Below are 24,643 nucleotides of genomic sequence, written 5' to 3' on the forward strand. Positions count from 1 at the left end.
AACCAGGCTGTCGAGCGTCACCATCTCGAGTGCGGTCTGTTCGGGAGCGGGTTTCTTCAACATAACCCAGTGAATCAAAAACCCCCGGCAAACGCCAGAGGTTTGTCAGCAGTCTGGGCGGCCCGTGGGGCCGCCCTCTGTTTGTCTGTCAGTCTACCTTACTTGAACGAGGGCGGCTGGCTGAGGTCGTTTGACGGCGCCGTTTGTGGTTGTGCGCCGCCGTTCTGGTCGGCCGGCTTCTGGTCGAGCGGACTGCCGCCTGGAAGCTGCAGACCACCGGGCAGGCCGAGGCCGCCGCCATTGTCGGGGAGGCCCAGGCCACCGCCGGCGCCGAAGCCGGGCACCTCGATCTTGATCGTGTTCGGATCGACGCCCGTGCCGGTTCCCTTGTAGTGCATGACCATCTGCGGGAACATGATTGTCAGCGCCACCATCAGGATCTGGATGCCGACGAAGGGCACGGCACCCCAGTAGATCTGCCCGGTCGTGACCGGCTGGATCGTCTTGCCGGTGATCTTGTCGAGATAGGGCACCCTGGCTGCGACCGAACGCAGATAGAAGAGCGCGAAGCCGAAGGGCGGATGCATGAAGCTCGTCTGCATGTTGATGCCGAGCAGAACGCCGAACCAGATGAGGTCGATGCCGAGTTTGTCGGCAGCCGGCGCCAAGAGCGGCACGATGATGAAGGCGAGTTCGAAGAAGTCGAGGAAGAATGCCAGGAAGAAGACGAGCACGTTGACGGTGATCAGGAAGCCGGTTTCGCCGCCCGGCATCGCCGTCAAGAGGTGTTCGACCCAGATGTGGCCGTTGACGCCGTAGAAGGTCAGCGAGAAGACGCGTGCACCGATCAGGATGAACAGCACGAAGGCCGAAAGCCGGGTCGTTGCCGTCAACGCCCCGCGCACCACGTTCATGGTCAAACGGCTCTTGGCCGCCGCCATGATCAAGGCACCGACGGCACCCATGGCGCCGCCCTCGGTCGGCGTCGCGATGCCCAAGAAGATGGTGCCGAGCACGAGGAAGATCAGCGCCAAGGGCGGGATCAGTACGATGATGACCTGCTGGGCAAGTCTCGACATCGCGTTGATCTTGAAGCCGCGGTCGATGAGCGCAACGACGTAGATGACAATGACGCCGACGGTGCCGCCGAGAATGTCGGCATTCTCGCCCTGGGTCGGGTAGAGGTAGACGTGCGCGGCATAGGCGATGCCGACGGCCACAGCCAGCGCGACGGCGAGCGAGATGACGCCAGAGCCGAGCGTGCGGGCTTCCAGCGGCAAAGCCGGCATGGAGTCGCGCCTGATGAAGGTCATCAGCAGGATGTAGGCCATGTAGAGGCCGGTCAGCACCAGGCCCGGGATCAGCGCGCCGGCATACATGTCGCCGACCGACCGGCCGAGCTGGTCGGCAAGAACGATGAGCACGAGCGACGGCGGAATGATCTGGGCGAGCGTGCCGGAGGCGGCAATCACGCCCGAGGCAACCTTGCGGTCATAGCCGTAGCGCAGCATGATCGGCAGCGAGATCAGGCCCATGGCGATGACCGAGGCGGCAACGACGCCTGTCGTGGCCGCAAGCAGCGCGCCGACGAAGATGACCGCATAGGCGAGACCGCCGCGAATCGGGCCGAAGAGCTGGCCGATGGTGTCGAGCAGGTCTTCCGCCATGCCCGATTTCTCGAGCACGATCCCCATGAAGGTAAAGAAGGGGATGGCGAGCAATGTGTCGTTTGACATCACCCCCCAGAACCGGTCCGGCAATGCGTTGAGCAGCGGCCAGGAAAGGTTGATCGAATCGGACAGCGGCGCGAGCTCGACGCCGATGATGAAGAAAAGCAAGCCGTTGGCGGCGAGCGAGAAGGCGACCGGGTATCCCAACAGAAGGAACACGATCAGCGACGCGAACATGATCGGCGCCAGGTTTTCAGCAATGAATTCGATCATGGACGGGTCTCCGGAGACACGACATCGTCAAGCGGCGCATGGGTCGGCACATAGGGTGTCGGGTCCTCCATGTTGCCGGTCATGATCGCGATCTTCTTGATGATCTCCGACACGCCCTGAAACGCCAGCAGCAGGAAGCCGAAGAGCAGGATGGCCTTGGCCGGCCAGATGATCAGGCCGCCGGCTGAGGAGGAGACTTCGCCCGAGACGTAGGACATCTTCACGTAGGGGAAGAGGTAGTAGAGCACGAGCAGAACGAAGGGCATCAGGAAGAAGAGATGCCCGAGCAGATCGATCCAGTGCTGCACGCGACGCGAAAACTGGCCGTAGACGACGTCGATACGGATGTGTTCGTTCTGGCTGAGCGTGTAGGCGGCGGCAAACATGAAGGCGGCGCCGAACAGGTACCATTGCGCCTCGAGCCAGGCGTTCGACGACATGTTGAAGATTTTTCGGATGATGGCATTGCCGGCGCTGACCAGCACAGCGGCCAGAATGAACCAGGAAACGCTCTTTCCGATGAATTCCGTAATCGTGTCTATCAGTCGGCTGAAGCCGAGCAAAGCTCTCATCGATTTCCTCCCCGCGATGGCTTTTATGGTTGTTGTGCCAAGCACAGTCAGAGTGCCGATTTCAAGCGCGCGTTCAAGTCTGAGGCGCGATTTTCCCGTGTAGTTCGGTCGCCTCCGACTAAAGTTGAATGAAGCCTCCCAGCCTCTGCCCATTGTTTGTGCAATCCGGCTGTGGATGCCGTCGCGCCGCGGTAATCCGCCGTATTCAAAGGCACATCGGCCGCACGAATCGATGTGGAAAGCTGGCTACAAACGATGGGGCGGGTGATTTACTGTAACGTTGCAGTCTTGAATTTGTATGATTTTTAAGGTCGGATGGCGCCGCAAAGGGAGGACGCTGAAACCATGACCGCCACGATCCGCAATCCTATTCTGCCGGGCTTCAATCCGGATCCTTCGATCTGCCGCGTCGGAGACGATTACTACATCGCGACCTCCACCTTCGAATGGTATCCGGGCGTGCAGATCCATCACTCGCGCGATCTCGTGAACTGGCGGCTGGTGCGTCGGCCGCTGGAGCGGGCAAGCCAGCTCGACATGCGCGGCAACCCTGATAGCTGCGGCGTCTGGGCGCCGTGCCTTTCCTTTGACGACGGGCTGTTCTGGCTGGTCTATACAGACGTCAAGCGTTTCGACGGCAACTTCAAGGACGCGCATAACTACATCGTCACCGCGGAAGCGATCGAGGCGACCTGGTCGGACCCGGCTTATGTCAATTCCTCCGGCTTCGACCCGTCGCTGTTTCATGACGACGACGGGCGCAAATGGTTCCTCAACATGCAGTGGAACCATCGCTCCGAAAGCTTCGGCGGCTCGCCGAAGCATCCGGCCTTCGACGGCATCCTGTTGCAGGAATGGGACGAGCGCACCCGCAAGCTGGTCGGTCCGGTGAAGAACATCTTCTCGGGCTCGCCGCTCGGCCTGGTCGAGGGGCCGCATCTCTTCAAAAAGAACGGCTGGTACTATCTGACCACCGCCGAAGGCGGTACCGGCTACGATCACGCTGTCACCATGGCGCGCTCGCGCAGCATCGACGGCCCCTACGAGATGCATCCGAACACCTATCTGATCACGTCGAAGGATCACCCGGAAGCGCCGCTCCAGCGCGCCGGCCACGGGCAATATGTCGAGACGCCTGACGGTCAGGCCTACCACACGCATCTGACCGGCAGGCCGTTGCCGCCTGGGCGCCGCTGCACGCTCGGCCGCGAGACGGCGCTGCAGAAATGCGTCTGGCGTGACGATGGCTGGCTCTATCTGGAAAATGGCGGGCCGGTGCCGGACGTGCTGGTGCCGGCACCGAATGACGCCAAGAAAGTGCCAACACCAAGCGTCGTCGAAACCGATTTCGACAACACGGCACTGCCGGTCGACTTCCAGTGGCTGCGCACGCCTCAGCCAGAGCGGATCTTTTCGCTCGACGGGCGGCCAGGGCATCTCCGGCTCTTCGGGCGCGAGAGCATTGGCAGCTGGTTCGAGCAGGCGCTGGTGGCGCGTCGGCAGGAGCACCACTCGTTCCGCGCAGAAACGGCGGTCGATTTTGTGGCCGAAACCTATCAGCAAGTGGCGGGCCTCACGCATTACTACAACCGCCACAAGTTCCATGCGCTCGGCGTCACCTGGCACGAAACGCTCGGGCGGTCGCTCACCATCCTGTCATGCCCCGGCGATTTCCCGCATGGCCGGCTGGAATTTCCTCTCGGCAGTGGCATCGCCATCCCGGAGGGACCGATCGAGCTTGCGATGGAGATCCGTGACAACGATCTGCAATTCCTTTGGCGTCCGGCTGGAGCAGGGGATTGGTCGTCGGCCGGTCCGGTTCTCGATGCGGGCGTCGTTTCAGACGAGGGCGGTCGCGGCGAGCACGGCTCGTTTACCGGCGCCTTCGCCGGCCTGTTCGCCTTCGACACATCGGGCGCGGGCAAGCCTGCCGATTTCGATCACTTTCGCTACGTTAATCTCGCTGAATAACGGTCAATGTCTGTAATTAATGTCGAATAAGTATAAGATATCATTACGCATTTGTAATGTGGTGCTTCATATTCGGTTCAGGGAGCGGGGACTAATTTTCGGGTGAAGACAACGAAAGGACACCCGATGAAACGTCTCCTGATCGCCCTGGTCGCCAGTTCCGTTCTGATCACACCGATGGCCGCGCTCGCACAGCCGGCGGGCTCCTTCGAGGTGGCGCAGAACTACGACCGAACCCGGCGCCCCGTCGATCGCGATGTCGATCGCCATATTGATCGTCGTGTGGATCGCCACGTCGACAGACACGTCACGATCGAGAAGCGTGTGATTGTCAACAAGAAGGAACGCTGGGCGCGCGGCCATCGCCTGACGCCGGCCGAGCGCCGCCACATGGCCCAGGTGCGCGACTACCGTTACTACAGGCTGCGTCCGCCGCCGCGTGGCCAGCAGTGGGTGCGGTCCGGCAACGATTTCCTACTGATCAGCCTCGCGACCGGCGTCATCGTCGGGCTGGCGACGGCACGATAGGTATCATTTTCTGAAGGGGTGGCGGTTCGCCGCCCCTTGCCGCCGCCAGCCAAGACATCTCTATCATTCGGAGGATGCCGTGGACCACTGGCATCAACCAGGACCTCCCTCATCTCTGTGCTTGTCACAGAGATCCAGCCGCCGTGCGTTGGCACGAAGCCTTCTCGCGCCGCCGACGCGGCGCGGCTGGATTCCTGTGACAAGCACAGGAATGAGGAAGGCGTTAGCGGCTGCTCGCCAACTACGTCAGCGGGCGTTGTTCGCCTGACGCGCTGCTACTGCCAAGGTTGACGAGTGCTCCCGCTCCCCAAACAGCAAACGCTCGACCGCGCCCATTGGCGTCAGTGTTTCTTCCTCCCCAGGTGCACCGCCAAGAAACGGATCGAACATCGGCACCGGCCGCCCGGCGGCGTTGAGCGCCATGCACATGAAGCGCGGTCTACGCGGGGCGCGCGCAGCTTCTGCCATCAGGCGGCCCGTGGCGACCAGCTGGCGAAGGGGTCCGCAAGATCGTGCCAGCGCTCGGGACGGAAGGCCTCGTCGGCAATGAGGCAGGCGTCAAGCTCGGCGCGAAGCTCCGCCTCGTCCATCGGATCGGCGCCGATGAAGACGATCTCCTGCCGCCGATCGCCCCAGACCGGGTCGATGTAGCGACCGACCGCCGTCAGAAATCCGGGCTCGCGCGGCCATTGTTCCTGCGGCACGGCCGACCACCAGAGGCCCATCTTGCCGGTGCGCACGAGCGGGCCGGCCTGGCTGATCTCGCCGACATAGTGCGGGCGGGTCGCCAGCCAAAAGAAGCCTTTCGCTCTCAGCACGCCCGGCCAGGAACGGTTGAGGAAGGACTGGAAACGCGTGGGATCGAAGGGCCGGCGGGCGCGATAGACGAAGGAGCGGATGCCGTATTCCTCGGTTTCCGGCACATGGTCCTTGAATCCATTCAACTCCTTGTACCAGAGCGGGTTCTGCTCGGCCTTGACGAGGTCGAAGCGGCCGGTTCCAAGCACGTCGCGAAGCCTGACCTTGCCGAAATCGGTTTCGATCAGTTGCGCATCCGGATTGAGGCCGACGATGATCTTGCGGGCGGCGTCCACCTGTTCCGGCGTCGCCGTGCCGATCTTGTTCAGGACGACAACGTCGGCGAACTCGATCTGCTCGACCAGCAGGTCAACGAGCGTGCGCGCGTCCTCTTCACCCGCCGTCTCGCCGCGGTCGGCGAGGAAATCGAGCGAGGAATAATCGGCCACGAGGTTTACGGCATCGACGACCGTCACCATCGTATCGAGGCGTGCGACATCGGCGAGACTTTCGCCGTCCTCGTCGCGAAAGTCGAAGGTGGTGGCAACGGGCAGGGGCTCGGAAATCCCGCTCGATTCGATCAGCAGATAGTCGAAGCGGTTTTGTTCGGCGAGGTTGCGAACCTCCTTCAGGAGGTCGTCGCGCAGCGTGCAACAGATGCAGCCATTGGTCATTTCCACCAGTTGCTCTTCCGTGCGCGAAAGTCCGGCGCCACCATCGCGCACAAGCGCCGCGTCGATATTGACCTCGCTCATGTCGTTGACGATGACGGCCACGCGCAGGCCGTCGCGGTTGGAAAGCACGTGGTTGAGCAGGGTGGTCTTGCCGGCACCGAGGAAACCGGAGAGCACGGTAACGGGAAGCTTTTCCATCGGGTGTTCCTGTATGTTATATCGTTACGGTTGTTGTTTCCAAAAAAGGCGAGCGTTGGGCTCGCCGTTGTGCGTGCGAAACTGGGTGCAAGCCGAGGTACGCCTCGATCTGCTGCTTAGCTGACTTCCGCTCGACGTTTCCGTGTGCGCCAGTCGACCACTCCGCTCGTCACCCTCGGGCTTGCCCCGAGGGTCCAGTCCCTACAGGCGCAGTGGGCGCAAAGCATTTGCTGCCCAACTCGGGTCAAGCCCGAGGATGACGGAGAGAGGGGGCACTCCCATGGCCTAGCCAAGCGAACGCCCACCCCGTCTTGGGAGGACGGATCAGCTGGCCGAGGAAAGGCAGGTCTTCAGCGACGTGCCGATGCCTTCCATCATCTGGAAATAGAGATCCGGGCCGGCCTCGAGCGTTCCGGCTTCCGGATCAAGTGTGCCGGATTTCGCCGGGGTTCCCTCGATCACCACGTTGATCAGCTTCTGTTCGAACTGTGGCTCGGCAAAGACGCAGGTTGCGCCCAGTTCCTTGATCTTGGCGTGGATCTGGGAAAGTCGGTCAGCGCCGGGCAGCACCTCGGGGCTCACGGTGATCGAGCCGGCGACCCGAACCTTGTAGCGGTGCTCGAAGTACTGATAGGCGTCGTGGAAGACCACGAAAGCCTTGTCCTTCACCGGCGCCACCGTCTCGGCGAGCTTCGCGTCGAGCGTGTCGAGCCGTTTGTTGAGTGCGTCGAGATTGGCCTTGTAGGCACCGGCATTGTCCGGATCGGCTTCGGTCAGCGTCTTTTCGATTTCGGCCGCCATCGCCTTGGCATTGATTGGGTCGAGCCACATGTGCAGGTCGGTATCGCCATGGCCGTGGTCATCATGGCCATGATCGTGCCCGGCCGCAGCTTCCGGCGCTGCGGCGTGGTCATGCTCCGCTTCGCCCTCGGCATGCTTGTGGCCTTCTTCGTCATGACCTTCGTCGCCGTGGCTCTCTTCGCCATCGTCATGCGCTTCAAACGCACCGCCCTCGCGGAACTTCAGCTTTTCGATGCCTGGCGCTTCGCTGAGTTCCACCACCTTGGCGCCGCCCGAGAGTGCGTCGAGCGGCTTGTCGAGGAAGGCTTCGAGGCCTGGACCGACCCAGAAGACCACCTTGGCCGCCTGGAGGGCGGCGGCATTGGAAGGCTTCATATTGTAGGTGTGCGGGGAGGCGGCGCCCTCGACAATCAGCGACGGCTCACCGACGCCCTGCATGATCGAGGCGACGAGCGAGTGGATCGGCTTGATCGAAACCACCACATTGGGGCCGGCCGCCGCGGCGGGTGCGGCCAGAAGCATGGTGGAGGCAAAAAGCAGGGCGGATGTCGATTTCATCGGGTTCTCCGGGCTTGAATGACGCACCTGGCCGTTTCGACCAGGCACGCTGTCGGGCATGCAAGGCATCAATCCAACAGGCCGTTGATGACCTTGAAGCAATAATGTAATGTTATTACATCAATTGCGTTATGCTATAACGTGTGCGATAGCCAGTGGCAACCATCCAATCCGGAATTTTTTCATGCTGAACTTCCGTTCTCCAGAAACGCTGCCGCTGGTCAATCTCAGCAATGCCGGTGTGCGCCGCAACGGTCGCTGGCTGGTGCGCGGCGTCGAGTTCTCGATCAGCCCGGGCGAGATCGTCACGCTAATCGGCCCGAACGGATCAGGCAAATCGACGACGGCGAAGGCGGCGATTGGCGTCTTGAAGCCGGACGAGGGCCATGTCGAGCGCAAGCCGGGCCTGAAAGTCGGATATGTGCCGCAGAAGCTGGCCGTCGACTGGACGCTGCCCTTGACCGTGGAGCGGCTGATGACGCTGACCGGCCCGCTGAAGGGTCGGGAGATCGAGGAGGCGCTGTCGGCGACCGGCGTGCTGCATCTGGCGAAAGCTGAAGTCCAGCATCTCTCGGGTGGCGAGTTCCAGCGAGCGCTGCTGGCCCGCGCCATCGCCCGCAAGCCGGACCTGCTGGTGCTCGACGAACCGGTGCAGGGCGTCGATTTCAGCGGCGAGATCGCGCTCTACGAACTGATCAAGCAGATCCGAAACCGCACCGGCTGCGGCATTCTGCTGATCTCGCATGACCTGCATATCGTCATGGCGGAGACCGATACGGTCGTCTGTTTGAATGGCCATGTCTGCTGCCGCGGCACCCCGCAGGCGGTAAGCCAGAGCCCGGAATACCAGAAACTCTTTGGGCGGCGGGCCGCGAGTACCCTTGCGGTCTACAGCCACCACCATGACCACACCCATCTGCCCGACGGACGCGTCCTGCATGCAGACGGCTCGATCACCGAACATTGTTTCCCCGGCGACGGGCACCACCACGACGATGAGGAAAACGTGCACGACCACGGCGAAGACTGCGGCTGCGGCCACCATACGCGCCTGCATGGCTATGACGTGAAGGAGAAGCGCGATGCTTGATGATTTCTTCGTGCGCGCGCTGATTGCCGGCATCGGCATCGCCGTCATGGCCGGGCCGCTCGGCTGTTTCGTCATCTGGCGGCGCATGGCCTATTTCGGCGATACCATGGCGCATTCGGCGCTGCTTGGTGTGGCGCTGTCTCTGCTTCTCGAACTCAACCTGATGCTCAGCGTCTTCATCGTCGCCGCCGTCGTCTCGGTGCTGCTTCTGTTCCTGCAGCGCCGCGGCGCGCTGTCGACCGATGCGCTGCTCGGCATCCTCTCCCATTCGGCGCTGTCCTTCGGCCTCGTTATCGTCGCCTTCATGACCTGGGTGCGCATCGATCTCGTCGGCTTTCTCTTTGGCGATATTCTTGCCGTCTCCGAATCCGATATCGATATCATCTGGGGCGGCGGCATCCTTGTCATCTTCGCCATCGTCTATCTCTGGCGGCCGCTCCTGGCTTCGACCGTCAATCCGGAACTGGCGGAAGCGGAGGGGCTGAATCCTGAGCGCACGCGCCTCTTCTTCATGCTCCTGATGGCGCTGGTGATCGCGATCGCCATGAAGATCGTCGGCATCCTCCTGATCACCTCGCTCCTGATCATTCCTGCCGCAACCGCGCGGCGCTTCTCGACCTCGCCTGAGGTGATGGCTGTGCTCGCATCTGTCATCGGTGCGCTCGCGGTTACCGGTGGACTTTTCGGCTCGCTGCACTGGGATACGCCGTCGGGACCATCTATCGTCGTGGCGGCTGTTGGGCTTTTTGTTCTTAGTCTGCTACCGATCGGTCGCCGCCCAATGGAGGCGGCGCATCATTCCACGCCTGGAGGGCACCGCTGATGGCTACGCCGCAACTGACCAAGAACCAGACGCTGGTGATGGATGCGCTCAGCCATTCCGAAGGGCCGATGAGCGCTTACACCATCCTCGACAAGCTGCGCGATCATGGCTTTCGCGCGCCGCTGCAGGTCTACCGCGCGCTCGACAAGTTGCTGGAATACGGCCTCGTGCACCGGCTGGAGAGCCTGAACGCCTTCGTCGCCTGCTCCTGCCCGCATGATCACGAGCACGACCATGGCGTCACCGCTTTCACCATCTGCGAGGGCTGCGGCCAGGTCACCGAGTTCCATGACGAGGCTATCGAGCAGCGGCTTTCGGCGCTGACGCGGGCGCAGAGCTTCAAAACCGAGAAGACGACGATCGAGATCCGCGGTCATTGCCAAAGCTGCGCGTAAGCTCGGTTCCGTCGACTACAGCGCCGCGCGTCTTGTTAGACGCGCAAAGGTCGCCGTAGCACTTTGCAGTAGGATGACACCGCTTTCCCGGAATTGCTTGGGTCTCAGTCCAGCCGGCTAAGGTCGGAGGCGTAGCGTCGCCAGTTCTTGACGTAGTGCGCGGCTGAGCGCTTCAGTCCTTCGACGGCTGCATCATCCAGCGTGCGGATCGCCTTGGCCGGCGCGCCGACGATGAGGGAATTGTCGGGGAACTCCTTGCCTTCGGTCACCAGCGCGTTGGCGCCGACGAGACAGTTGCGGCCGATCTTGGCGCCGTTGAGCACGGTCGCGCCCATGCCGATCAGCGAATTCTCGCCGATGCTGCAGCCGTGGATGATGGCGCCGTGGCCGATGGTGCAGCCTTCGCCGATGGTCACCGGAAAGCCGGGATCGACATGGATGACCACGTTTTCCTGGATATTGGTGCGCGCGCCCAAGCGGATCGGCTCGTTGTCGCCGCGCACCGTCGCGCCGAACCAGATGCCCACTTCGTCGCCGATCTCGACCTGGCCGATGACGCTTGCGTCGGGCGCCACCCAATAGCCACCGTCCGGCGGCGTCTGCGGGCGGAGCGATCCAAGGGCATAGAACGGCATCGGCGTTTATCCTTCTTCTTTCGAGGCTACTGCATGTCCTTCAATCCTAGTCGATTAAAGGACAAAACACGCAGCAAATCAAAGTGCTACAGCGACCTTTGCGCGTCCAAAAAGACGCGCGGCTCTGTCGCGACATGCGAAAAGACAAAATTTAAAGCGCAAGGAGCGAATCTGAAAGATCGCGACGCGCTTTAGAGAACGGTGACGGCAAGTGCCGCGACGCCATCGACGCCGCAAGCCACCTCGTCGCCGCGCACGACAGGCCCGACGCCCGAGGGCGTGCCGGTCATGATGATGTCACCGGGCGCCAGCGTGAAGAGCTTCGACAATTCCGCGATGATCTCTGGCACTTTCCAGATCATCTGGTCGAGATCGCCCTTTTGGCGCGTCTCGCCATTGACCTTCAGCCAGATGTTGCCGTTGACCGGATGGCCAATCGCTTCGGCCGGCACGATCGCCGAGACCGGGGCGGAATGCTCGAACGCCTTTGCGGCCGCCCAGGGCTTGCCGGCCTTCTTGGCCTCCGCCTGCAGGTCGCGCCGGGTGAAGTCGATGCCGACGGCGTAACCATAGACACAATCAAGCGCTTCATCGACGGCGATGTCGCTGCCGCCGCGCTTCAGCGCCACGACAAGTTCGACCTCGTGATGCACATCCGAGGTCAGCGGCGGATAGGGGAACGTGTTACCGGCTGCGAGCAGATTGTCCGGGTTCTTCTGGAAAAAGAAGGGCGGTTCACGGTCGGGGTCGTGACCCATCTCGATGGCATGCGCAGCATAGTTGCGACCAACGCAATAAACCCTGCGAACCGGAAATCCGACAAGGCTGCCGGAAATCGGCAGCAGGACGGGCGGCGGAGGAGGGATGATAGTTTCCATGATCGTCCGTTGATGGGCGCTTGCCCGTCGCGAAGGGCAGGCAAGGTCACCGTTGTTGGCCGCTTGGTGTCAACCGGTTTCGGTTCAGGTCGAGCGGTGGAGAATCCGGACGTTACTGCATAAATTCACGAATCGGAATCGATCCGCGAAAATATTAGACGAAGGATTGAGGAAGGATTGAGAAAGGGTTCCGGTACGCGCGCGCCCGGTCGGGCGCGCAGGATCATGGCACCCACCCGGGCGCCATGAGGGCAAAGCTCAGGCGCAGTGCGCGTAGGCCTGGAGCTGGTCTCTGGTCAGGAACCGACCGTCCGAGCGCGAATTAAGCTCGGGATGGCTGTATTCGAGGCTGGGGACTTCGGGAAGCTCAAGGGCCTGGCGCACGGTCATGATGCCGAGATCGCGGCGGCCGCCTTCACGCTTCACGGTGACTTCAACGATGCGATAGAGATTGCTCTCGCTCATATGTTCTCTCCCGTTTATCGTTTTTCTTGAATTCCCTTGCGGGATTAAAGCACTCCGAAATTGGTTTTTGTGAGGCACCTCAGAATATAGTAGAAAGAAATGAATGCTTCACGACAGAAATCGGGCCATTTCTGGAAAAATTACGCGTGATCGGGCGATAATGTGCCGAAATGATGCAAGTTCTGGGCAAATGCCCGGTTTGCGGGCTTGTTTTCGAGATTGCGGTTTCAACCAAAAACACTGCTTTTCGCTCGCCATTGGCGAGCGTTCGCCGCGTCCTGGCGGCTCATTCGGTCCGGCGCCGGTTGGCGCCTTAGTGCGTATTCAGCTCGGCTTCCGCGGCGGCTGACATAAACAGCGATCGGGCCTCTTCGGCCGTGCGGCGACCGTCGATGGCCGCGCGGCAGGCACTGCGGGCGGCAACATAGTACGGCCCGCGGCGAGGCCAGTGGTCTGCAAGGCACGCAAGCGCGTCTGAGGGGCCTTTGACGGTGCGGCAATCGCCGCCAATAAAATCGAGCTCGATCGGCTGTTTCCAGATTACTTGCATGCGTCTCCTCCTCGAGATCATCTCAATGAACATCGGCATTCAACCGCCGGCCGCTGGCTCCTCTCAAGCGGTGTCGGCAGTCTATCTTGCTAATGTAGCGCAGGAGTTCGCATTTGTAAGCAGCTTTTCCGTGCCGAAATGGGAGGGTGCAATCAGCGGAAGCCGTGGAGGGACGGCCGTTCGACGCACGGATGCTAAAGGAACTGGCCGCGCTGCAGGCGCTCGGCAAAGGCGCGGCCGGCAATGAGCAAGCGCTTCTCATTGGTGTTGCCCGCAAGATAGTCGTCAATGAGCATTCTTGCGTGGCGGCGTGCACGCTCGCCATCACGTGCCCATCCCTGTTCGAGGCAAAGCGCGTCGAAGACGCGCTGCAATCGCTCCATGTCCGCCTTTGACAGAGCCAGGCACTGTGTCGCACGCAAAGGAGCCACCACCTGTCCCTCCCGCAAGGCCATGTTCCCGGGCGCACTATGCCAGAACGCATGCGAATTGGACCCCTCGGGAATGAGGGGTCCGGTCATCAGCTTTGATCAGGAGGGCGGGCTGGCCTCAAGCCGGTCCGACGCGATCCACCTTGGTGCGGCGGCCGCCTTCCTCGATGCGGTAATAGTCGGATCCGATCAGGGCGTATTGGTCGCAGCGCCGACCGCCGTCCTCGAAGGTGATGCAGACTTCGTCGCCGGTAATCGTGTAGCTGCCGCCGTCGCGCACTTCGTAGTCGCGGTAGCCGTAGCGGCCATCGGTGAAGAAGGTGGAGGCGACACCATTGAGATTGTAGCGCAGCGTCTTGCCGACGAGGAACGCCTGGAGCGCGTCGCCGGAAAGCGTCGGAACGGAAGGCGCGACGGGCCTGGGCTTTGCGACTTCCGGCGCCTCCAGCTCCATCGACTGGCAACCGGCCAAGAGAACCGTGAGAAGTGCCACGATCGCGCGTTTCATGCCGTCTGTCCTTATTCCTGTGACCGGTAACGATACAGGAACGCTGCCCTAATCCTGTGCTGCAGTTCCGTCAACCCCGCCAGGCTGGCGACAAGGAAGAGAGCAGTGGCGCGCCGGCTTGTCGCCGGGGTGACAACCGGCAAACCGAGGTAGCGTCGCTATGCAATTTAGAGACGCGCCGGCGCATCGACCCTATAGGATATGGTTGGCGACCGCCGCGGCCACAGTGGCGGCCAGCGCCAATAGCAGACATGCGGCGGCGATGATGGTCGCTATTGTCCGCCGGCGCCGTGCGCCGCTCCAATCGTAGCTCATGCCTTGCTCCGACGACGATCATGTCGATGCGGGACAATCCGCGATTTTGCTTAACAAAATGGAAACCATGATGGTGGCGGCGGGCTAAGGGGCGGGCGCTTGTGCTATCTTCGTGTTGCCCGTCAGCGTATCGCCTGCAATTCCGGGAAGGGATAGTAGCGCAACCTTTTGTCGTTGCAGCGGGAATCGTAGGTGCTTGCGTCGATGACCTTGCCGTCGCGCAGGGCGTAGCCGCTCACCTGCAGCCGCTGTTGGATCCGCGTCTCCCGGAGGCGAACACAGAAGGCATAGATCTTGGCCTCGGGATTGAGCAGCACTACGCTCGATATTTCCGCCGTCTTGAACTGGGCGCCCTTGGCGCCGACGCTGCGCGCCAACCTGACATACTCCTTGCGTGCGGCCGCCGACGGTGGCTTTTGCGACGCCAGTACGGATTCCGGCGCCGGAGGCTGGCAGCCCGAGAGCGTGAAGGCAGCCACTCCGAGAAGGAGGTATTTCAGCATTGCGTGTTCCCCTGTTGTTTGTCCGCGCAGGTTGTAGCCGGCGTCTTGCAAGGCTGCAATATCAATTGGATAGACTTTCGCCACATCTCACGGCCTTTGCGCTGCAGGTTGCATAGACCAGCACGCGGCTGCAGGCCCCGAACACGCTCTCGCATTCCGCGCCTTTGCACTGTATAAGGCGCCGTCCCCAAGCGGGGAGCGTTGGCGCCAAAGGGGCGCCAGTGCTGGAAATCCGCCGTGAGAGCGACATTTGTCGTTCCGGCGTGCAAAGCCAGAATAACGAGAGTTGATCGAGCATGGCAGAAGGCCGCGCACAGCCCGCAAATCCGGGCAACCGTTCCTATTTCAACGCACCGGTTTTCGCCGTGGCGCCGATGATCGATTGGACCGATCGCCACTATCGCTACTTTGCGCGGCGGCTGTCGCGGCATGCGCTGCTCTATACCGAGATGATCGTCGCCGATGCGATCCTGCGTGGTGACAAGCAGAGGCTGTTGGGCTTTGACGGCTCGGAGCATCCCATCGCACTGCAGCTCGGCGGCAATGATCCGGCCAAGATGGCGGAGGCCGCGAAGATTGCTGAAGCCTTCGGCTATGACGAGATCAACATGAATGTCGGCTGCCCGTCGGACCGGGTGCAGTCCGGCACCTTCGGCGCCTGCCTGATGCAGGAGCCGGAGACGGTGGCGGCCTGCCTTGTGGCGATGAAGGCGGCAGTGACGATCCCGGTCACGGTCAAGTGCCGCATCGGCGTTGACGATCAGGACCCGGAGGTGGCGCTGCGTGCGCTCGTCGCGCGGGTCGTTGATGCCGGTACGGATGCCGTCTGGGTGCATGCGCGCAAGGCCTGGCTGCAGGGCCTGAGTCCGAAAGAGAACCGCGAGATCCCGCCGCTCGACTATGGCCTCGTGCATCGGCTGAAGCAGGAAAATCCCAATCTATTCATCGGCATCAATGGTGGCCTTCAGACGTTGGACCAGGCGTTCGAGCAGTTGAAGCATCTGGACGGCGTCATGCTCGGGCGTGCCGCCTATCACGACAGCGCCATGTTGACGGCGGCTGATGGTCACTTCCCACATCCGCTGACGGGGGCCGCACCCCTGGCGCAGGAAGCGGGCAATTTCTCCGAGCGCGGCCATCGCCTCGATCTCGATTTCTGGGCCGGTGTCCGCGACGCGATGGCGGACTACGCCGCCGCGCACATCGCCAATGGTGGCCGGCTGATCCACGTCACCCGTCACATGGTCGGCCTGTTCCAGGGTTGGGCGGGCGCGCGGCGTTACCGACAGATCCTGTCCTCCGATGCGACCCGCCAGGGCGCGGGGCCGGAGGTCATCCACGCTGCTTTCGACGCAGTGTTCGAGGCGACGGCGGCGAAGCAGGCGGCCGAATAGCTCGCGCGTGCGAGTGAGAACCGTGGAATGACGTGGTTTCTGGTTCGAAAGGGCGATGTCCCGATGGGTGTCGCATTTGGGCAGTTCTTGGACCAATGTCTATCACCGCGACATGATCACCCAAGAAAGTCTCATCGTCGTAAAGCTTGGTGATACGACGATACAATCAACCTCGGCCCGTACCTCGAAGACCATCTCGGGGAGGCGGGCGAAATCGAGGTCGCGATCCCTGGCGTCGAATGCCCGCCCCAAGGCGAGTTGTTTCCGGAGTACGTTGGGCCCACGAGGCGGGATTTCGGAACTGATCTGCAGGAGGCCCGGGGGTCTGGGCGCCGCAACCCCAAACGAAAACGGCGCCCCTTGCGGAGCGCCGTTTCCAAATGAATGTCCGACTGGACGATCCGGCTTAGGCAGCCTGGATGTTGACGGCCTTCGGGCCCTTGCCCATGCGATCCGGCTCGGTGTCGAAGGTGACCTGCTGGCCATCCTTGAGGGTAGCGAGGCCAGCGGCCTGAACGGCGGAGATGTGTACGAACACGTCCTTCGCGCCGCCATCCGGCGTGATGAAGCCGAAGCCCTTGTCCTGGTTGAAGAATTTTACGGTGCCCTTGGTGGCCATGGAAGAAGTCCTTTTCCTTCAGTCAATTTGCGTTGCCCGCGCCCCCTGGGGGATGTGGGCATCTCGTCTTCCGCTTGCAAGCGGAAAGGCGTCGAGTGGTCACGATTCGGGGAAAAGACGTCTACGGTGCCGCTGCCGGCGGTCCCGGCACGGGGCCAGGCGCATGTGAAAGTCCAGTCTCCGGGATAGAAATCGCCCGAACGGCGCAAGAAGTGACAGGATTTGTGAAAAAAGGCAAGGGCCTTGTGCGCCGTGTCCGGGCGTCGAGCGGCTGCGTTCGCGGGCTTTCGCTTCATTCTCTGCTATCCCCTTGCTTGCCGACAGAAAAACCGGGGACGGCCCGCTTCTCGACACAATTTCGTCCCGAGCGCGACCGAACGTGCGCGCCGCCGACGGGGCCGTTGAGGCGCGACACCGTGAGGCGGCGAGACTTGCCTATCTCCGGGATAAAGCTTGCGCATGTCAGGGATAACGCGCAGGTTTTACCGAAGGTTGGTTCCGTCTTGGCCGGCGATGGCTTAGCCAGGGTCGGCTGCGGGCGGTGAGCCGAACGCCGCGTCGCCCGGAGGTGTCGTGAAAGGACGGCTTGTCGCCTGGAACGGACGACTGCGTCGCCTGGAACGGACGACTGCGTCGCCTGGAGTGCATCGGCCGGCTCGTCCGGGCGGCGAAAGTGAAAGACGAAGTGGGGACAGCGTGATCGACCCTTACGAACTGCTTGGACTGGAACGCGGCGCCGACAATCAGGCCATCCGCAACGCCTACCGCAAGGCGGCGAAATCGGCGCATCCGGATTCGGGCGGCGATCCCGAACAGTTTGCGCGCCTGCAGGTTGCCTATGAGCTCTTGAAGGACCCTGTGCGCCGCAAGGTCTATGACGATACCGGCTATGACCCGCAGCTCGCCGACCCGCGAGACCTCAAGGGTTTGATGATGCTGGAGACGCTGGTCAACGACTTCATCCTCGACGAACGCGAGCCCGGCAGCTTCGATCCGGTGGCCGCCATGCGGCGCAAGCTTTCCGATGACATCGTCAAGAGCCGCTTCCATATCCTCGAGCTCGAGCGCCACCGCGCCCGCGTGCGCAAGCATCTCGACCGCCTCGGCCGCCGGCCGGAGACCGACGTGCTCGGTTCCATGCTGCGTGCCCGATCGCGCTCGATCGCCGAGGCGATCAAGAACACCGACGAGCAGATCAAGACCATCGAGCAGGCCTATGAGATGCTGGAGGGTTACTCCTACGAGCTTGAGGCGCTGGAAGTGAAGGCGCACGCGGCGGAATAGGGCCTCCAGCGAGCCCACCTTGTCGAGTGAAGGTGCGGCCAACAGAAAAGCGCCTTGCTGCGCATCTCGGCTGCCGGTGCAGTGCGCGAGCTGGAAGGGCTTGTTTCCCTCCCAGCGTCGGAGTCCAGGTTGCGATAACCGTCTGCCGCGGCAGCCGGTACCTCTGCATCTCCTTCTTGTCAGCCGGCTGCGGAGTCGCCGGGATCACCACCGCCATTGCCGGGATCACCACCGCCATTGCCGGGGTCGCCACCGCCATTGCCGGGGTCACCACCGCCGTTGCCGGGGTCACCACCGCCGTTGCCGGGGTCACCACCGCCGTTGCCGGGATCACCACCGCCGTTGCCGGGGTCACCGCCGCCATTGCCGGGGTCACCACCGCCATTTCCGGGGTCACCACCGCCATTGCCGGGGTCACCGCCGCCATTGCCGGGGTCGCCGCCGCCATTGCCGGGATCACCGCCGCCGCTACCGGGACCGCCACCGCCGTTGCCGGGGCCGCCGCCGCCGTTACCGGGATTGCCGCCGCCGTTACCGAGATTGCCGCCGTTGCCGGGATTGTCCGACATTAGCTGAATGGGCGCGGCGGTCTGCGTGGCTGGCGTCGATTCACACTCCATCCCTGCGCCAGCCAGTAACCAAGTCCTGTCTGCCGGGGCAACGGGGCTACACTGCCCCGGCGAAAAGATGGGGCGCTCGACCTGTTGGCTCTGCGCCGGGACCGCAGTTGATATCAGGAGGCCGGCCGACATCACGACCAGGCCGGTGCTCGCGAGCAGTTCATTTATGGCCTTCATTTTGCACCTCACTAATTTAGTCAAATGCAAAATATTTAATTGCGAGGAATGTTCCCTAAGAGACGATCAAAAAAGCGAGAATCGAGCAAGCCAATAGGAGCCGGGAAGCGATTCCTGCGGGAGCAAGGCGCCAGCAGGGGCGGCGCCTTTCGCGTTATGGGCTTTCCGACCTTCCCATGAACTGCGACAGCGACGCGAAATCGTCGTGCAGGTGGCCGGCGTCGATCGCGCGGCGGAAGATCGCCTCGTAGCCGTCGGTGATCGTCCGGTCGATGCCGCGGGCCGCCATCAGGTCGATGAGGTGCCGGAAGGCGCCATAGTGCGGCGAGACGGAGGAGAGCGTTTCGCCGTCGGCGGCATAACGCCCGGCGGCGCTGCGCCTGATGAGGTCGGAGACGAGGCCCTCGATAACAGGCGCCGTCGCCGTCCATTGCTTTGCCAGCATATCGAGATCGATCGCCTCGGCGCGCGAGACGGCGATTGCCTGCAGGGCGCCGAAGAGCGCACCCCACATCAGCGCGAGCACGGCGCTGTCGAGCGCATTGGCAAGGCCCGGATCCTCGCCGATGAACTGGACATTGCCGCCAAGCGCGCCCAGCACAGCGCGGCTCTGCTCGAAGACATCGGTCGGACCCGACACGAGAAGCGTTCCCGCCTCGGTGCCGATGAAGTCCGGCGTCGCCAGGATCGCGCCGTCGAGATAGCCTATGCCATGTCGCGCGGCCCAGGCCTGTGTCTCGCGTGCGCCATCGGGCGTGCCCGAGGTCAACTCGACGATCAGCTTGCCCTGAAGGGCGGCGGCCACGGCGCCGTCGCGCAGAAGGCTTTGCGTCGCCGCGTAGTCGCTGACATTGACGATGACGATCTCAGAGGCGTCGACGGCATTACGCACACTTCGCGCCACCTCGGCCCCCGCGGCGGCAAGCGGCGCGGCCTTGTCGGCCGTGCGGTTCCACACCGTCGTCGGGTACCCGGCCTTGAGCAGCGCGTGCGCCAGTGCCGATCCCATGCGCCCCATTCCCAAAACGCTGATTGCAGGTTGCATTGCCAGTCTCCATATCCTTGGCGCGGGAAGGGCGGTTCCGTCCGCATCCCGCAGCGATGTCCAATGCGACGGCTTGTCGTCGCGGCTGAGACGTAAGGTGGGACGACCGGGTCGCAATACGCACCGGACGGTAAGTGCTTACCTCGACGTAAGGGAGAGTGACGTGACGACAGCAATGGAAGACTGCGGTTTCGCGATCGCGCTGAAGGCGATCGAGGGCAAGTGGAAGGTCGATATTCTCTGCGAGCTCGGCAAAGCCGCCCGCCGCTTCGGCCGGCTGCGTCAGGCGATCCCGGCGATCAGCGAAAAAATGCTGGCGCAGCAGCTGCGGGAGCTCGAGGCCGACGGCCTCGTCAGCCGCACCACCTATCCGGAAATCCCGCCGAAGGTGGTCTATTCGCTGACCGCGCGCGGTGCTGCGCTGAATGTGGCGGCGGCGGGGTTGTGCCGATGGGGGGAAGAATTCGGCGACGTCGCGGGACAGCCGGGGGCGAGGGTAGCGGCTACCTGCTAGTGTCGCCGTGATGACGCTGAAGCCAGGCAGGTCGCAACGCGCACTCCGTCGCCCTCGAAGTATGCCCCGGCGGGCGCAATCTTCTCCGCCCTCATCCCTGTGCCTGTCACAGGGATCCAGCAGCCGTGCGTCCGCACGGCGGGAGACGCTGAGCCAGCACGCTGATGTCCCGCATATGGCGGCGAGTCCTGTCGTGCCGCAGACGCGGCACGGCTGGATTCCTGTGACAGGCACAGGAATGAAGGCTGTGGGTGGCGTGGCCGCTGCGCAAGCAGGTTCATTTCACCACAGCATGGCGCTTGCGACCGAGCGAGAGCCGGATGGGGCGCGCGCCGATTGCCACGATCGTCTCGGCCTCCTCCACAACTTCGCCGTCGAGCCGCACGCCGCGACCTGATATCGCCCGCCGTGCCTCGCTCTTCGAGGACGCCAGTCCGGCGCGGACGAGCAGGTCGATCAGCGCGACGCCATCGGCGCGTTCGGCATCGCCGAGCATCACGGCCGGCAAGCCCTCGGCGGCTTCGCCCGCGCCAAAGGCCTGCCGCGCCGTCGCCTGCGCCTGCCGTGCGGCGTCCGCGCCATGCACCAGCGCCGTCGCCTCGTGGGCGAGACGCTCCTTGACCGCGTTCAACTCCGCCCCTTCGGCGCGGCCGAGGATTTCGATCTCGTCGAGCGGCAGATCGGTGAAGAGTTTGAGGAAGCGCACCACGTCGGCATCCTCGGCGTTGCGCCAGAACTGCCAGTAGTCGTAGGGCGACAGGCGATCCCCGTTGACCCAGATGGCGCCGGCCGCCGTCTTGCCCATCTTGGCCCCGGAGGCAGTCGTCAAGAGCGGCGTGGTCATGCCGAAGACTTCCTGGCCTTCGATGCGCCGCAAGAGGTCGACGCCGCCGACGATGTTGCCCCACTGGTCGCCGCCGCCCAGCTGCACCCGGCAGCCGGTGCGGCGAAACAGTTCGAGGAAGTCGACCGCCTGCAGGATCATGTAGTTGAACTCGAGGAAGCTCAGGTTCTCCTGCTGCTCCAGCCGCGTCTTGACGCTGTCGAAGGACAGCATGCGGTTGACGGAAAAATGCTTGCCGATGTCGCGCAGCATGTCGATCCAGGCCATCCTGTCCAGCCAGTCGGCATTGTTGACCATCACAGCATCGGTCGGCCTGTCGCCGAAGGTCAGCAGCCGCTCGAATACCTTTCTTATGCCCGCGACATTGGCCGCGATCTCGCCTTCCGACAGCATCGGCCTTGCTGCCGAGCGAAAGCTCGGATCGCCGATCCGCGTGGTGCCGCCGCCGATCAGCACGATCGGCCTGTGGCCCGCCTGCTGCAGCCGCCTGAGCGCCATGATCGGCACGAGATGCCCGACATGCAGACTGTCCGCCGTCGCATCGAAACCGGCATAAACGGGCACGATGCGGCCCGCGAAGGCGCGATCGACGCCGGGGAGGTCGGTGACCTGATGGATGTAGCCGCGCTCGACCAGCGTCCGGACAATGGTCGAGCGCGGCTGGAAGGGATCGGCTGGGCTATCGGAAGGTGTCATCGGGTGCTCCATGGCTGATGCCGCCAGGGAGCGCTGAAAATGACAAAGCCGCCTGACGGCGGCTTGTTTCAAGACATGATCGAAACGCGCCGCTCCCTATGGAGACGTCGCATAATAGGTGGCAGCGATGAGCGCGGTTTTGATCATGCGGTGGTTGTAGCGGGGATTGGGGGAGGCGGCAAGGGGTGTGGTTGCGTTGACCATCGCGGATCCCCATGGGCATGCTGGCACAGCGAGGCGCGAGCTGGACGTCGAGAGGCGCGACGTTGTGTAGCTTGTTCGGCGCCTTCGCCGTTCTTGTGCTGGTGAACCGATGGGGTCAACTTCATCGCATACTAGAATCTGTAAGACTTTTGTGCATAACATTGCATAACTTAAGGTTGCGAAGGAAAATTGGCTAGAATGACCGTTGAGAATATCGAAGACTATTTGCAGCTGGACGACGCTCACTCGGAAGTGGGAAGTCCGGAAATCACTTGGTTCTCTCGTGTTACTGTCGAAGGTCTGCACGGGCGTTTGGATTTTTCGGTTAACCTAAATCCGAACTTGAACATTATTTACGGAAAGAACGGTCGCGGCAAAACGACACTACTGCATATATTGGCAAATTTGTCCGAGCTTGATTTTGGCCGATTTAACTCTTTGGTCTTTTCAAGAATAGAAGTTCAGAATAATAGAGGTGAATGTGTAGAATTAAGGAAATCAAGAGACGGTACCGTTTCAATATACATTGACGGACTTCCGACATCTTACCAAAGCCAAGAAAACGACATTTCTGAGAGTGAAAAATCTAATATAAGAAAAGTACTAGGCGATCGGCCGACTTATTTGCCAGCCTTTCGTTCCGTCCTTGAGCGCACGCGCGACACCTACTATGGCGGATATGAGGAGCGGAAGCACCCTCAGTTCGATCGCATAGTGTCGCAGGCTGCGGAAGGTATGAGGCTTCCAAATGGCAGGGACGGTATTCCGGCTCGCGAGATCGATCTGGCAAGATCAGTTGCCTCAAAAACGATTAAATGCCGGGAGTGGTTCGGCAGCTTTGTGCCGTTAATTCGCTACCCCTCGATATCAGACGTGATCGAAGGGCTAGCCGAAGAATGGCGTTATGCTCAGTTGCGCATTACCAAGTTGGAGCAGCGGCAGTTTGAAGAGGCGTTTCTCGATATATTTTCGGCGATAGCCGCGGGAGACGTGGATGAAGATGTTAGTAATCAGCAAGACATTCTAGCTAGCATCAATGATCTGCTAATTAAGGAGAATCCCGAAAAAGTCGGGCCGACCCGAAACTCTACTTATGATCGACTCGTGGAGGTGGCGCAGAGGGCGGGAGAGGCAGATAAGCGCTACAATTCCTTGTTGGAAATCTACCGAAGAATATTATCCGAGCGGAAAGGAATTAGGGAGACTGCGCTTAAGCCTCTGATCGAGTTTGAGAGTTCGGTAAACAAGTTTCTGGATGAAAAGAAACTCAGGATTGGGGCTCGAGGCGAATTTAACTCGCAGGGTTCGGCGCGAATTCGGAACTCTATTGTTTCCGTCGTATCAGGTTTGGGCACGCCGTACCACCTGACCGCACTCTCATCCGGCGAGCGTCAGATTGCAACAATGCTGTATTCGGCAAGTAGATCTAGCTTTACATCGGGAGCATTTCTAATCGATGAACCTGAGCTTTCTCTGCACGTTGATTGGCAGCGAATTATACTTTCGGAAATTCAGCAGCAACACCCAGATCGTCAAATCATAGCGTGTACACATTCACCCGAAGTGGGTGCGGAACATGGTGGGTATGTGCAGTTCTTCGAGCCAACGTCTCACGTTTCCATGGACGACCGAGAAGTACTTGAAATTGTTGACGACGAAGGGCTGTAATAAGTTGAGCACATACTCTCTTGGTGGTTACGCGATCGCACTGCAGGCTAGAAGTAAGAAGACAATAGTCGTTGAAGGGAAAGATGATAAAACGCTGTTTGATCGATTAAGAATAGATGACAAAATGAGTATGATGAATACTCTGGTTGATACTTCTGATATTATCGCTGACGAGACTGTTTCTGGTTTGGGAGCTAAGGCAAAGATCGATAAATTTCTCGATACCATCGGCGTCACGCACGGGGCCTACGGCCGGTTTTATGCGTTTCTGGACCGCGAGTGGGAGGGATTGCTCGATGGCAACCAAGAGACTACGGAATGGTCTCTTCCACAGGAAAACAATGTAAGATTTGTGTCAATTGGTCATTCTATTGAGAACTATAGCTTCTCGAGTGACTGCGTAATTGCGTATTTAAAGCATTTTGGTTCAGAGGTCGGCACGGAGGAGGTTTTCGACAAAATTCGCGGGCAGATGGGAGATATACTATCACTTTGCGCCGCGTTTTCCGAAGTTGCACGGCGCAGGTCTATTATTACAAGATGCGATTCAATAGTTCGCTTAGATGATGTTATTCTTAAGGGGGATTCTTTTGAGTTGTCTACCAACTTGATGGCGCAACTCTCTGCTAGGGGTATCGGAGACGGCAGCAGTTTTATCGCCGACGTCAACATATGTAAGTCGACAAAATGGAAAACTCCTAAAATGAGGAAGAAGGTTGAGTTCCTTGCGCATGGTCACATTGGGGAGAATTTAATGTGGGTCTGTTGCGCCAAGCTGCTCGAAATTTCTGGAGTTGAACGTAAGAAGTGTGAAGATGTGGCTTTCGGTCGAAAAGATGAGAGGCGCCGTTTTTGGTATAGCTGGTTGACAAATACGCATCCTGAAAGCAGATCTCCGATCGATAAGGTTCTTGAACTTGCTGGATCGGTTTGAGAGGCTAG

Annotated in this window: 27 protein-coding genes; 10 read left to right on the plus strand and 17 right to left on the minus strand. The window is 61.3% G+C overall.

Annotated elements, in window-relative coordinates; genetic code table 11:
- Nucleotides 1-158 precede the first annotated feature (158 nt).
- Nucleotides 159-1,943: a TRAP transporter large permease subunit gene (locus BBX50_RS08050; RefSeq protein ID WP_065774802.1), complete on the minus strand. Its 1,785-nt coding sequence runs from the start codon at nucleotides 1,941-1,943 to the stop codon at nucleotides 159-161.
- The gene (locus BBX50_RS08055; RefSeq protein ID WP_065774803.1) at nucleotides 1,940-2,515 is read right to left on the minus strand and encodes a TRAP transporter small permease subunit; all 576 of its coding nucleotides are present in this window, start codon (nucleotides 2,513-2,515) and stop codon (nucleotides 1,940-1,942) included. The genes BBX50_RS08050 and BBX50_RS08055 overlap by 4 nt, the downstream gene beginning before the upstream one ends.
- A 345-nt stretch (nucleotides 2,516-2,860) precedes the next feature.
- Between BBX50_RS08055 and BBX50_RS08060 the strand changes: the two genes are divergently transcribed.
- Both BBX50_RS08060 and BBX50_RS08065 read left to right on the plus strand, forming a co-directional pair.
- Nucleotides 2,861-4,486: a glycoside hydrolase family 43 protein gene (locus tag BBX50_RS08060; RefSeq protein WP_065774923.1), complete on the plus strand. Its 1,626-nt coding sequence runs from the start codon at nucleotides 2,861-2,863 to the stop codon at nucleotides 4,484-4,486.
- Between the two features lie 126 nt (nucleotides 4,487-4,612).
- Nucleotides 4,613-5,014 carry an RcnB family protein gene (locus BBX50_RS08065; protein ID WP_065774804.1) on the plus strand — a complete coding sequence of 134 codons (402 nt, stop codon included), beginning with the start codon at nucleotides 4,613-4,615 and terminating at the stop codon, nucleotides 5,012-5,014.
- Nucleotides 5,015-5,260: 246 nt separating this feature from the next.
- Here the strand turns inward: BBX50_RS08065 and BBX50_RS29730 are convergent, their stop codons facing one another.
- The 3 genes from BBX50_RS29730 to znuA all read right to left on the minus strand — a co-directional run bounded on the left by BBX50_RS29730 (nucleotide 5,261) and on the right by znuA (nucleotide 8,043).
- The gene (locus tag BBX50_RS29730; RefSeq protein WP_210183468.1) at nucleotides 5,261-5,482 is read right to left on the minus strand and encodes a hypothetical protein; all 222 of its coding nucleotides are present in this window, start codon (nucleotides 5,480-5,482) and stop codon (nucleotides 5,261-5,263) included.
- Complete coding sequence (zigA, locus tag BBX50_RS08070; protein ID WP_065774805.1) at nucleotides 5,482-6,684, minus strand: zinc metallochaperone GTPase ZigA; 1,203 nt, start codon at nucleotides 6,682-6,684, stop codon at nucleotides 5,482-5,484. The genes BBX50_RS29730 and zigA overlap by 1 nt, the downstream gene beginning before the upstream one ends.
- Before the next feature lie 324 nt (nucleotides 6,685-7,008).
- Nucleotides 7,009-8,043: a zinc ABC transporter substrate-binding protein ZnuA gene (gene znuA / locus BBX50_RS08075; protein ID WP_065774806.1), complete on the minus strand. Its 1,035-nt coding sequence runs from the start codon at nucleotides 8,041-8,043 to the stop codon at nucleotides 7,009-7,011.
- Nucleotides 8,044-8,227: 184 nt separating this feature from the next.
- Between znuA and BBX50_RS08080 the strand changes: the two genes are divergently transcribed.
- Genes BBX50_RS08080 through BBX50_RS08090 form a run of 3 tightly spaced genes read left to right on the plus strand, consistent with a single transcriptional unit; the run spans nucleotide 8,228 to nucleotide 10,351 of the window.
- Entirely contained in the window at nucleotides 8,228-9,133 is a 906-nt protein-coding gene (locus BBX50_RS08080; protein ID WP_065774807.1) for a metal ABC transporter ATP-binding protein, read from the plus strand.
- On the plus strand, nucleotides 9,126-9,956 hold the full coding sequence (gene znuB, locus BBX50_RS08085) for a zinc ABC transporter permease subunit ZnuB (RefSeq protein ID WP_065774808.1): 831 nt from the start codon (nucleotides 9,126-9,128) through the stop codon (nucleotides 9,954-9,956). The genes BBX50_RS08080 and znuB overlap by 8 nt, the downstream gene beginning before the upstream one ends.
- Nucleotides 9,956-10,351, plus strand: coding sequence for a Fur family transcriptional regulator (locus tag BBX50_RS08090; protein WP_065774809.1), 396 nt, complete (start codon nucleotides 9,956-9,958; stop codon nucleotides 10,349-10,351). The genes znuB and BBX50_RS08090 overlap by 1 nt, the downstream gene beginning before the upstream one ends.
- A gap of 104 nt (nucleotides 10,352-10,455) precedes the next feature.
- On the opposite strand, the gene BBX50_RS08095 is transcribed toward BBX50_RS08090, so the two are convergent.
- From BBX50_RS08095 to BBX50_RS08125, 8 genes are all read right to left on the minus strand, one after another.
- A complete protein-coding gene (locus tag BBX50_RS08095) occupies nucleotides 10,456-10,986 on the minus strand; it encodes a gamma carbonic anhydrase family protein (RefSeq protein ID WP_065774810.1) in 531 nt (176 codons plus the stop codon).
- Nucleotides 10,987-11,177: 191 nt separating this feature from the next.
- Nucleotides 11,178-11,864 carry a fumarylacetoacetate hydrolase family protein gene (locus tag BBX50_RS08100; RefSeq protein ID WP_065774811.1) on the minus strand — a complete coding sequence of 229 codons (687 nt, stop codon included), beginning with the start codon at nucleotides 11,862-11,864 and terminating at the stop codon, nucleotides 11,178-11,180.
- A 258-nt stretch (nucleotides 11,865-12,122) separates the two neighbouring features.
- Nucleotides 12,123-12,329, minus strand: a complete 207-nt coding sequence (locus tag BBX50_RS08105) for a hypothetical protein (RefSeq protein ID WP_065774812.1) — start codon at nucleotides 12,327-12,329, stop codon at nucleotides 12,123-12,125.
- A gap of 313 nt (nucleotides 12,330-12,642) precedes the next feature.
- Nucleotides 12,643-12,879 (minus strand): DUF982 domain-containing protein, encoded by a 237-nt coding sequence (locus tag BBX50_RS08110; protein ID WP_083213584.1) that lies wholly within the window; start codon nucleotides 12,877-12,879, stop codon nucleotides 12,643-12,645.
- Nucleotides 12,880-13,073: 194 nt separating this feature from the next.
- On the minus strand, nucleotides 13,074-13,313 hold the full coding sequence (locus tag BBX50_RS08115; protein WP_244515118.1) for a hypothetical protein: 240 nt from the start codon (nucleotides 13,311-13,313) through the stop codon (nucleotides 13,074-13,076).
- A gap of 115 nt (nucleotides 13,314-13,428) precedes the next feature.
- Nucleotides 13,429-13,818: a hypothetical protein gene (locus BBX50_RS08120; RefSeq protein WP_065774814.1), complete on the minus strand. Its 390-nt coding sequence runs from the start codon at nucleotides 13,816-13,818 to the stop codon at nucleotides 13,429-13,431.
- Nucleotides 13,819-14,010: 192 nt separating this feature from the next.
- Nucleotides 14,011-14,133, minus strand: coding sequence for a hypothetical protein (locus tag BBX50_RS30925; protein ID WP_274533985.1), 123 nt, complete (start codon nucleotides 14,131-14,133; stop codon nucleotides 14,011-14,013).
- A 122-nt stretch (nucleotides 14,134-14,255) separates the two neighbouring features.
- Nucleotides 14,256-14,720 (minus strand): hypothetical protein, encoded by a 465-nt coding sequence (locus BBX50_RS08125; protein WP_244513113.1) that lies wholly within the window; start codon nucleotides 14,718-14,720, stop codon nucleotides 14,256-14,258.
- Nucleotides 14,721-14,932: 212 nt separating this feature from the next.
- Between BBX50_RS08125 and dusA the strand changes: the two genes are divergently transcribed.
- Nucleotides 14,933-16,030, plus strand: coding sequence for a tRNA dihydrouridine(20/20a) synthase DusA (gene dusA, locus BBX50_RS08130; RefSeq protein ID WP_065774816.1), 1,098 nt, complete (start codon nucleotides 14,933-14,935; stop codon nucleotides 16,028-16,030).
- 406 nt (nucleotides 16,031-16,436) lie between these two features.
- Here dusA and BBX50_RS08135 read toward each other — a convergent pair whose 3' ends face one another.
- A complete protein-coding gene (locus BBX50_RS08135) occupies nucleotides 16,437-16,649 on the minus strand; it encodes a cold-shock protein (protein WP_065774817.1) in 213 nt (70 codons plus the stop codon).
- 696 nt (nucleotides 16,650-17,345) lie between these two features.
- Between BBX50_RS08135 and BBX50_RS08140 the strand changes: the two genes are divergently transcribed.
- A complete protein-coding gene (locus BBX50_RS08140; RefSeq protein ID WP_065774818.1) occupies nucleotides 17,346-17,933 on the plus strand; it encodes a J domain-containing protein in 588 nt (195 codons plus the stop codon).
- 179 nt (nucleotides 17,934-18,112) lie between these two features.
- Here the strand turns inward: BBX50_RS08140 and BBX50_RS08145 are convergent, their stop codons facing one another.
- Both BBX50_RS08145 and BBX50_RS08150 read right to left on the minus strand, forming a co-directional pair.
- Nucleotides 18,113-18,502 carry a hypothetical protein gene (locus tag BBX50_RS08145; protein ID WP_065788387.1) on the minus strand — a complete coding sequence of 130 codons (390 nt, stop codon included), beginning with the start codon at nucleotides 18,500-18,502 and terminating at the stop codon, nucleotides 18,113-18,115.
- Nucleotides 18,503-18,884: 382 nt separating this feature from the next.
- Nucleotides 18,885-19,775: an NAD(P)-binding domain-containing protein gene (locus BBX50_RS08150; RefSeq protein ID WP_065774820.1), complete on the minus strand. Its 891-nt coding sequence runs from the start codon at nucleotides 19,773-19,775 to the stop codon at nucleotides 18,885-18,887.
- Between the two features lie 163 nt (nucleotides 19,776-19,938).
- Between BBX50_RS08150 and BBX50_RS08155 the strand changes: the two genes are divergently transcribed.
- A complete protein-coding gene (locus BBX50_RS08155; RefSeq protein WP_244513114.1) occupies nucleotides 19,939-20,289 on the plus strand; it encodes a helix-turn-helix domain-containing protein in 351 nt (116 codons plus the stop codon).
- Nucleotides 20,290-20,566: 277 nt separating this feature from the next.
- On the opposite strand, the gene tyrS is transcribed toward BBX50_RS08155, so the two are convergent.
- Entirely contained in the window at nucleotides 20,567-21,829 is a 1,263-nt protein-coding gene (tyrS, locus tag BBX50_RS08160) for a tyrosine--tRNA ligase (protein ID WP_065774822.1), read from the minus strand.
- Nucleotides 21,830-22,231: 402 nt separating this feature from the next.
- On the opposite strand from tyrS, the gene BBX50_RS08165 reads away from it, so the two are divergent.
- Nucleotides 22,232-23,701: an AAA family ATPase gene (locus BBX50_RS08165; RefSeq protein WP_083213585.1), complete on the plus strand. Its 1,470-nt coding sequence runs from the start codon at nucleotides 22,232-22,234 to the stop codon at nucleotides 23,699-23,701.
- On the plus strand, nucleotides 23,673-24,635 hold the full coding sequence (locus BBX50_RS08170; protein ID WP_139108524.1) for a hypothetical protein: 963 nt from the start codon (nucleotides 23,673-23,675) through the stop codon (nucleotides 24,633-24,635). Before BBX50_RS08165 ends, BBX50_RS08170 begins: the two co-directional genes overlap by 29 nt.
- The last annotated feature ends 8 nt before the right edge of the window (nucleotides 24,636-24,643 follow it).

This window comes from Ensifer sp. LC11 (assembly GCF_001695835.1).
Classification (GTDB): Bacteria; Pseudomonadota; Alphaproteobacteria; order Rhizobiales; family Rhizobiaceae; genus Ensifer.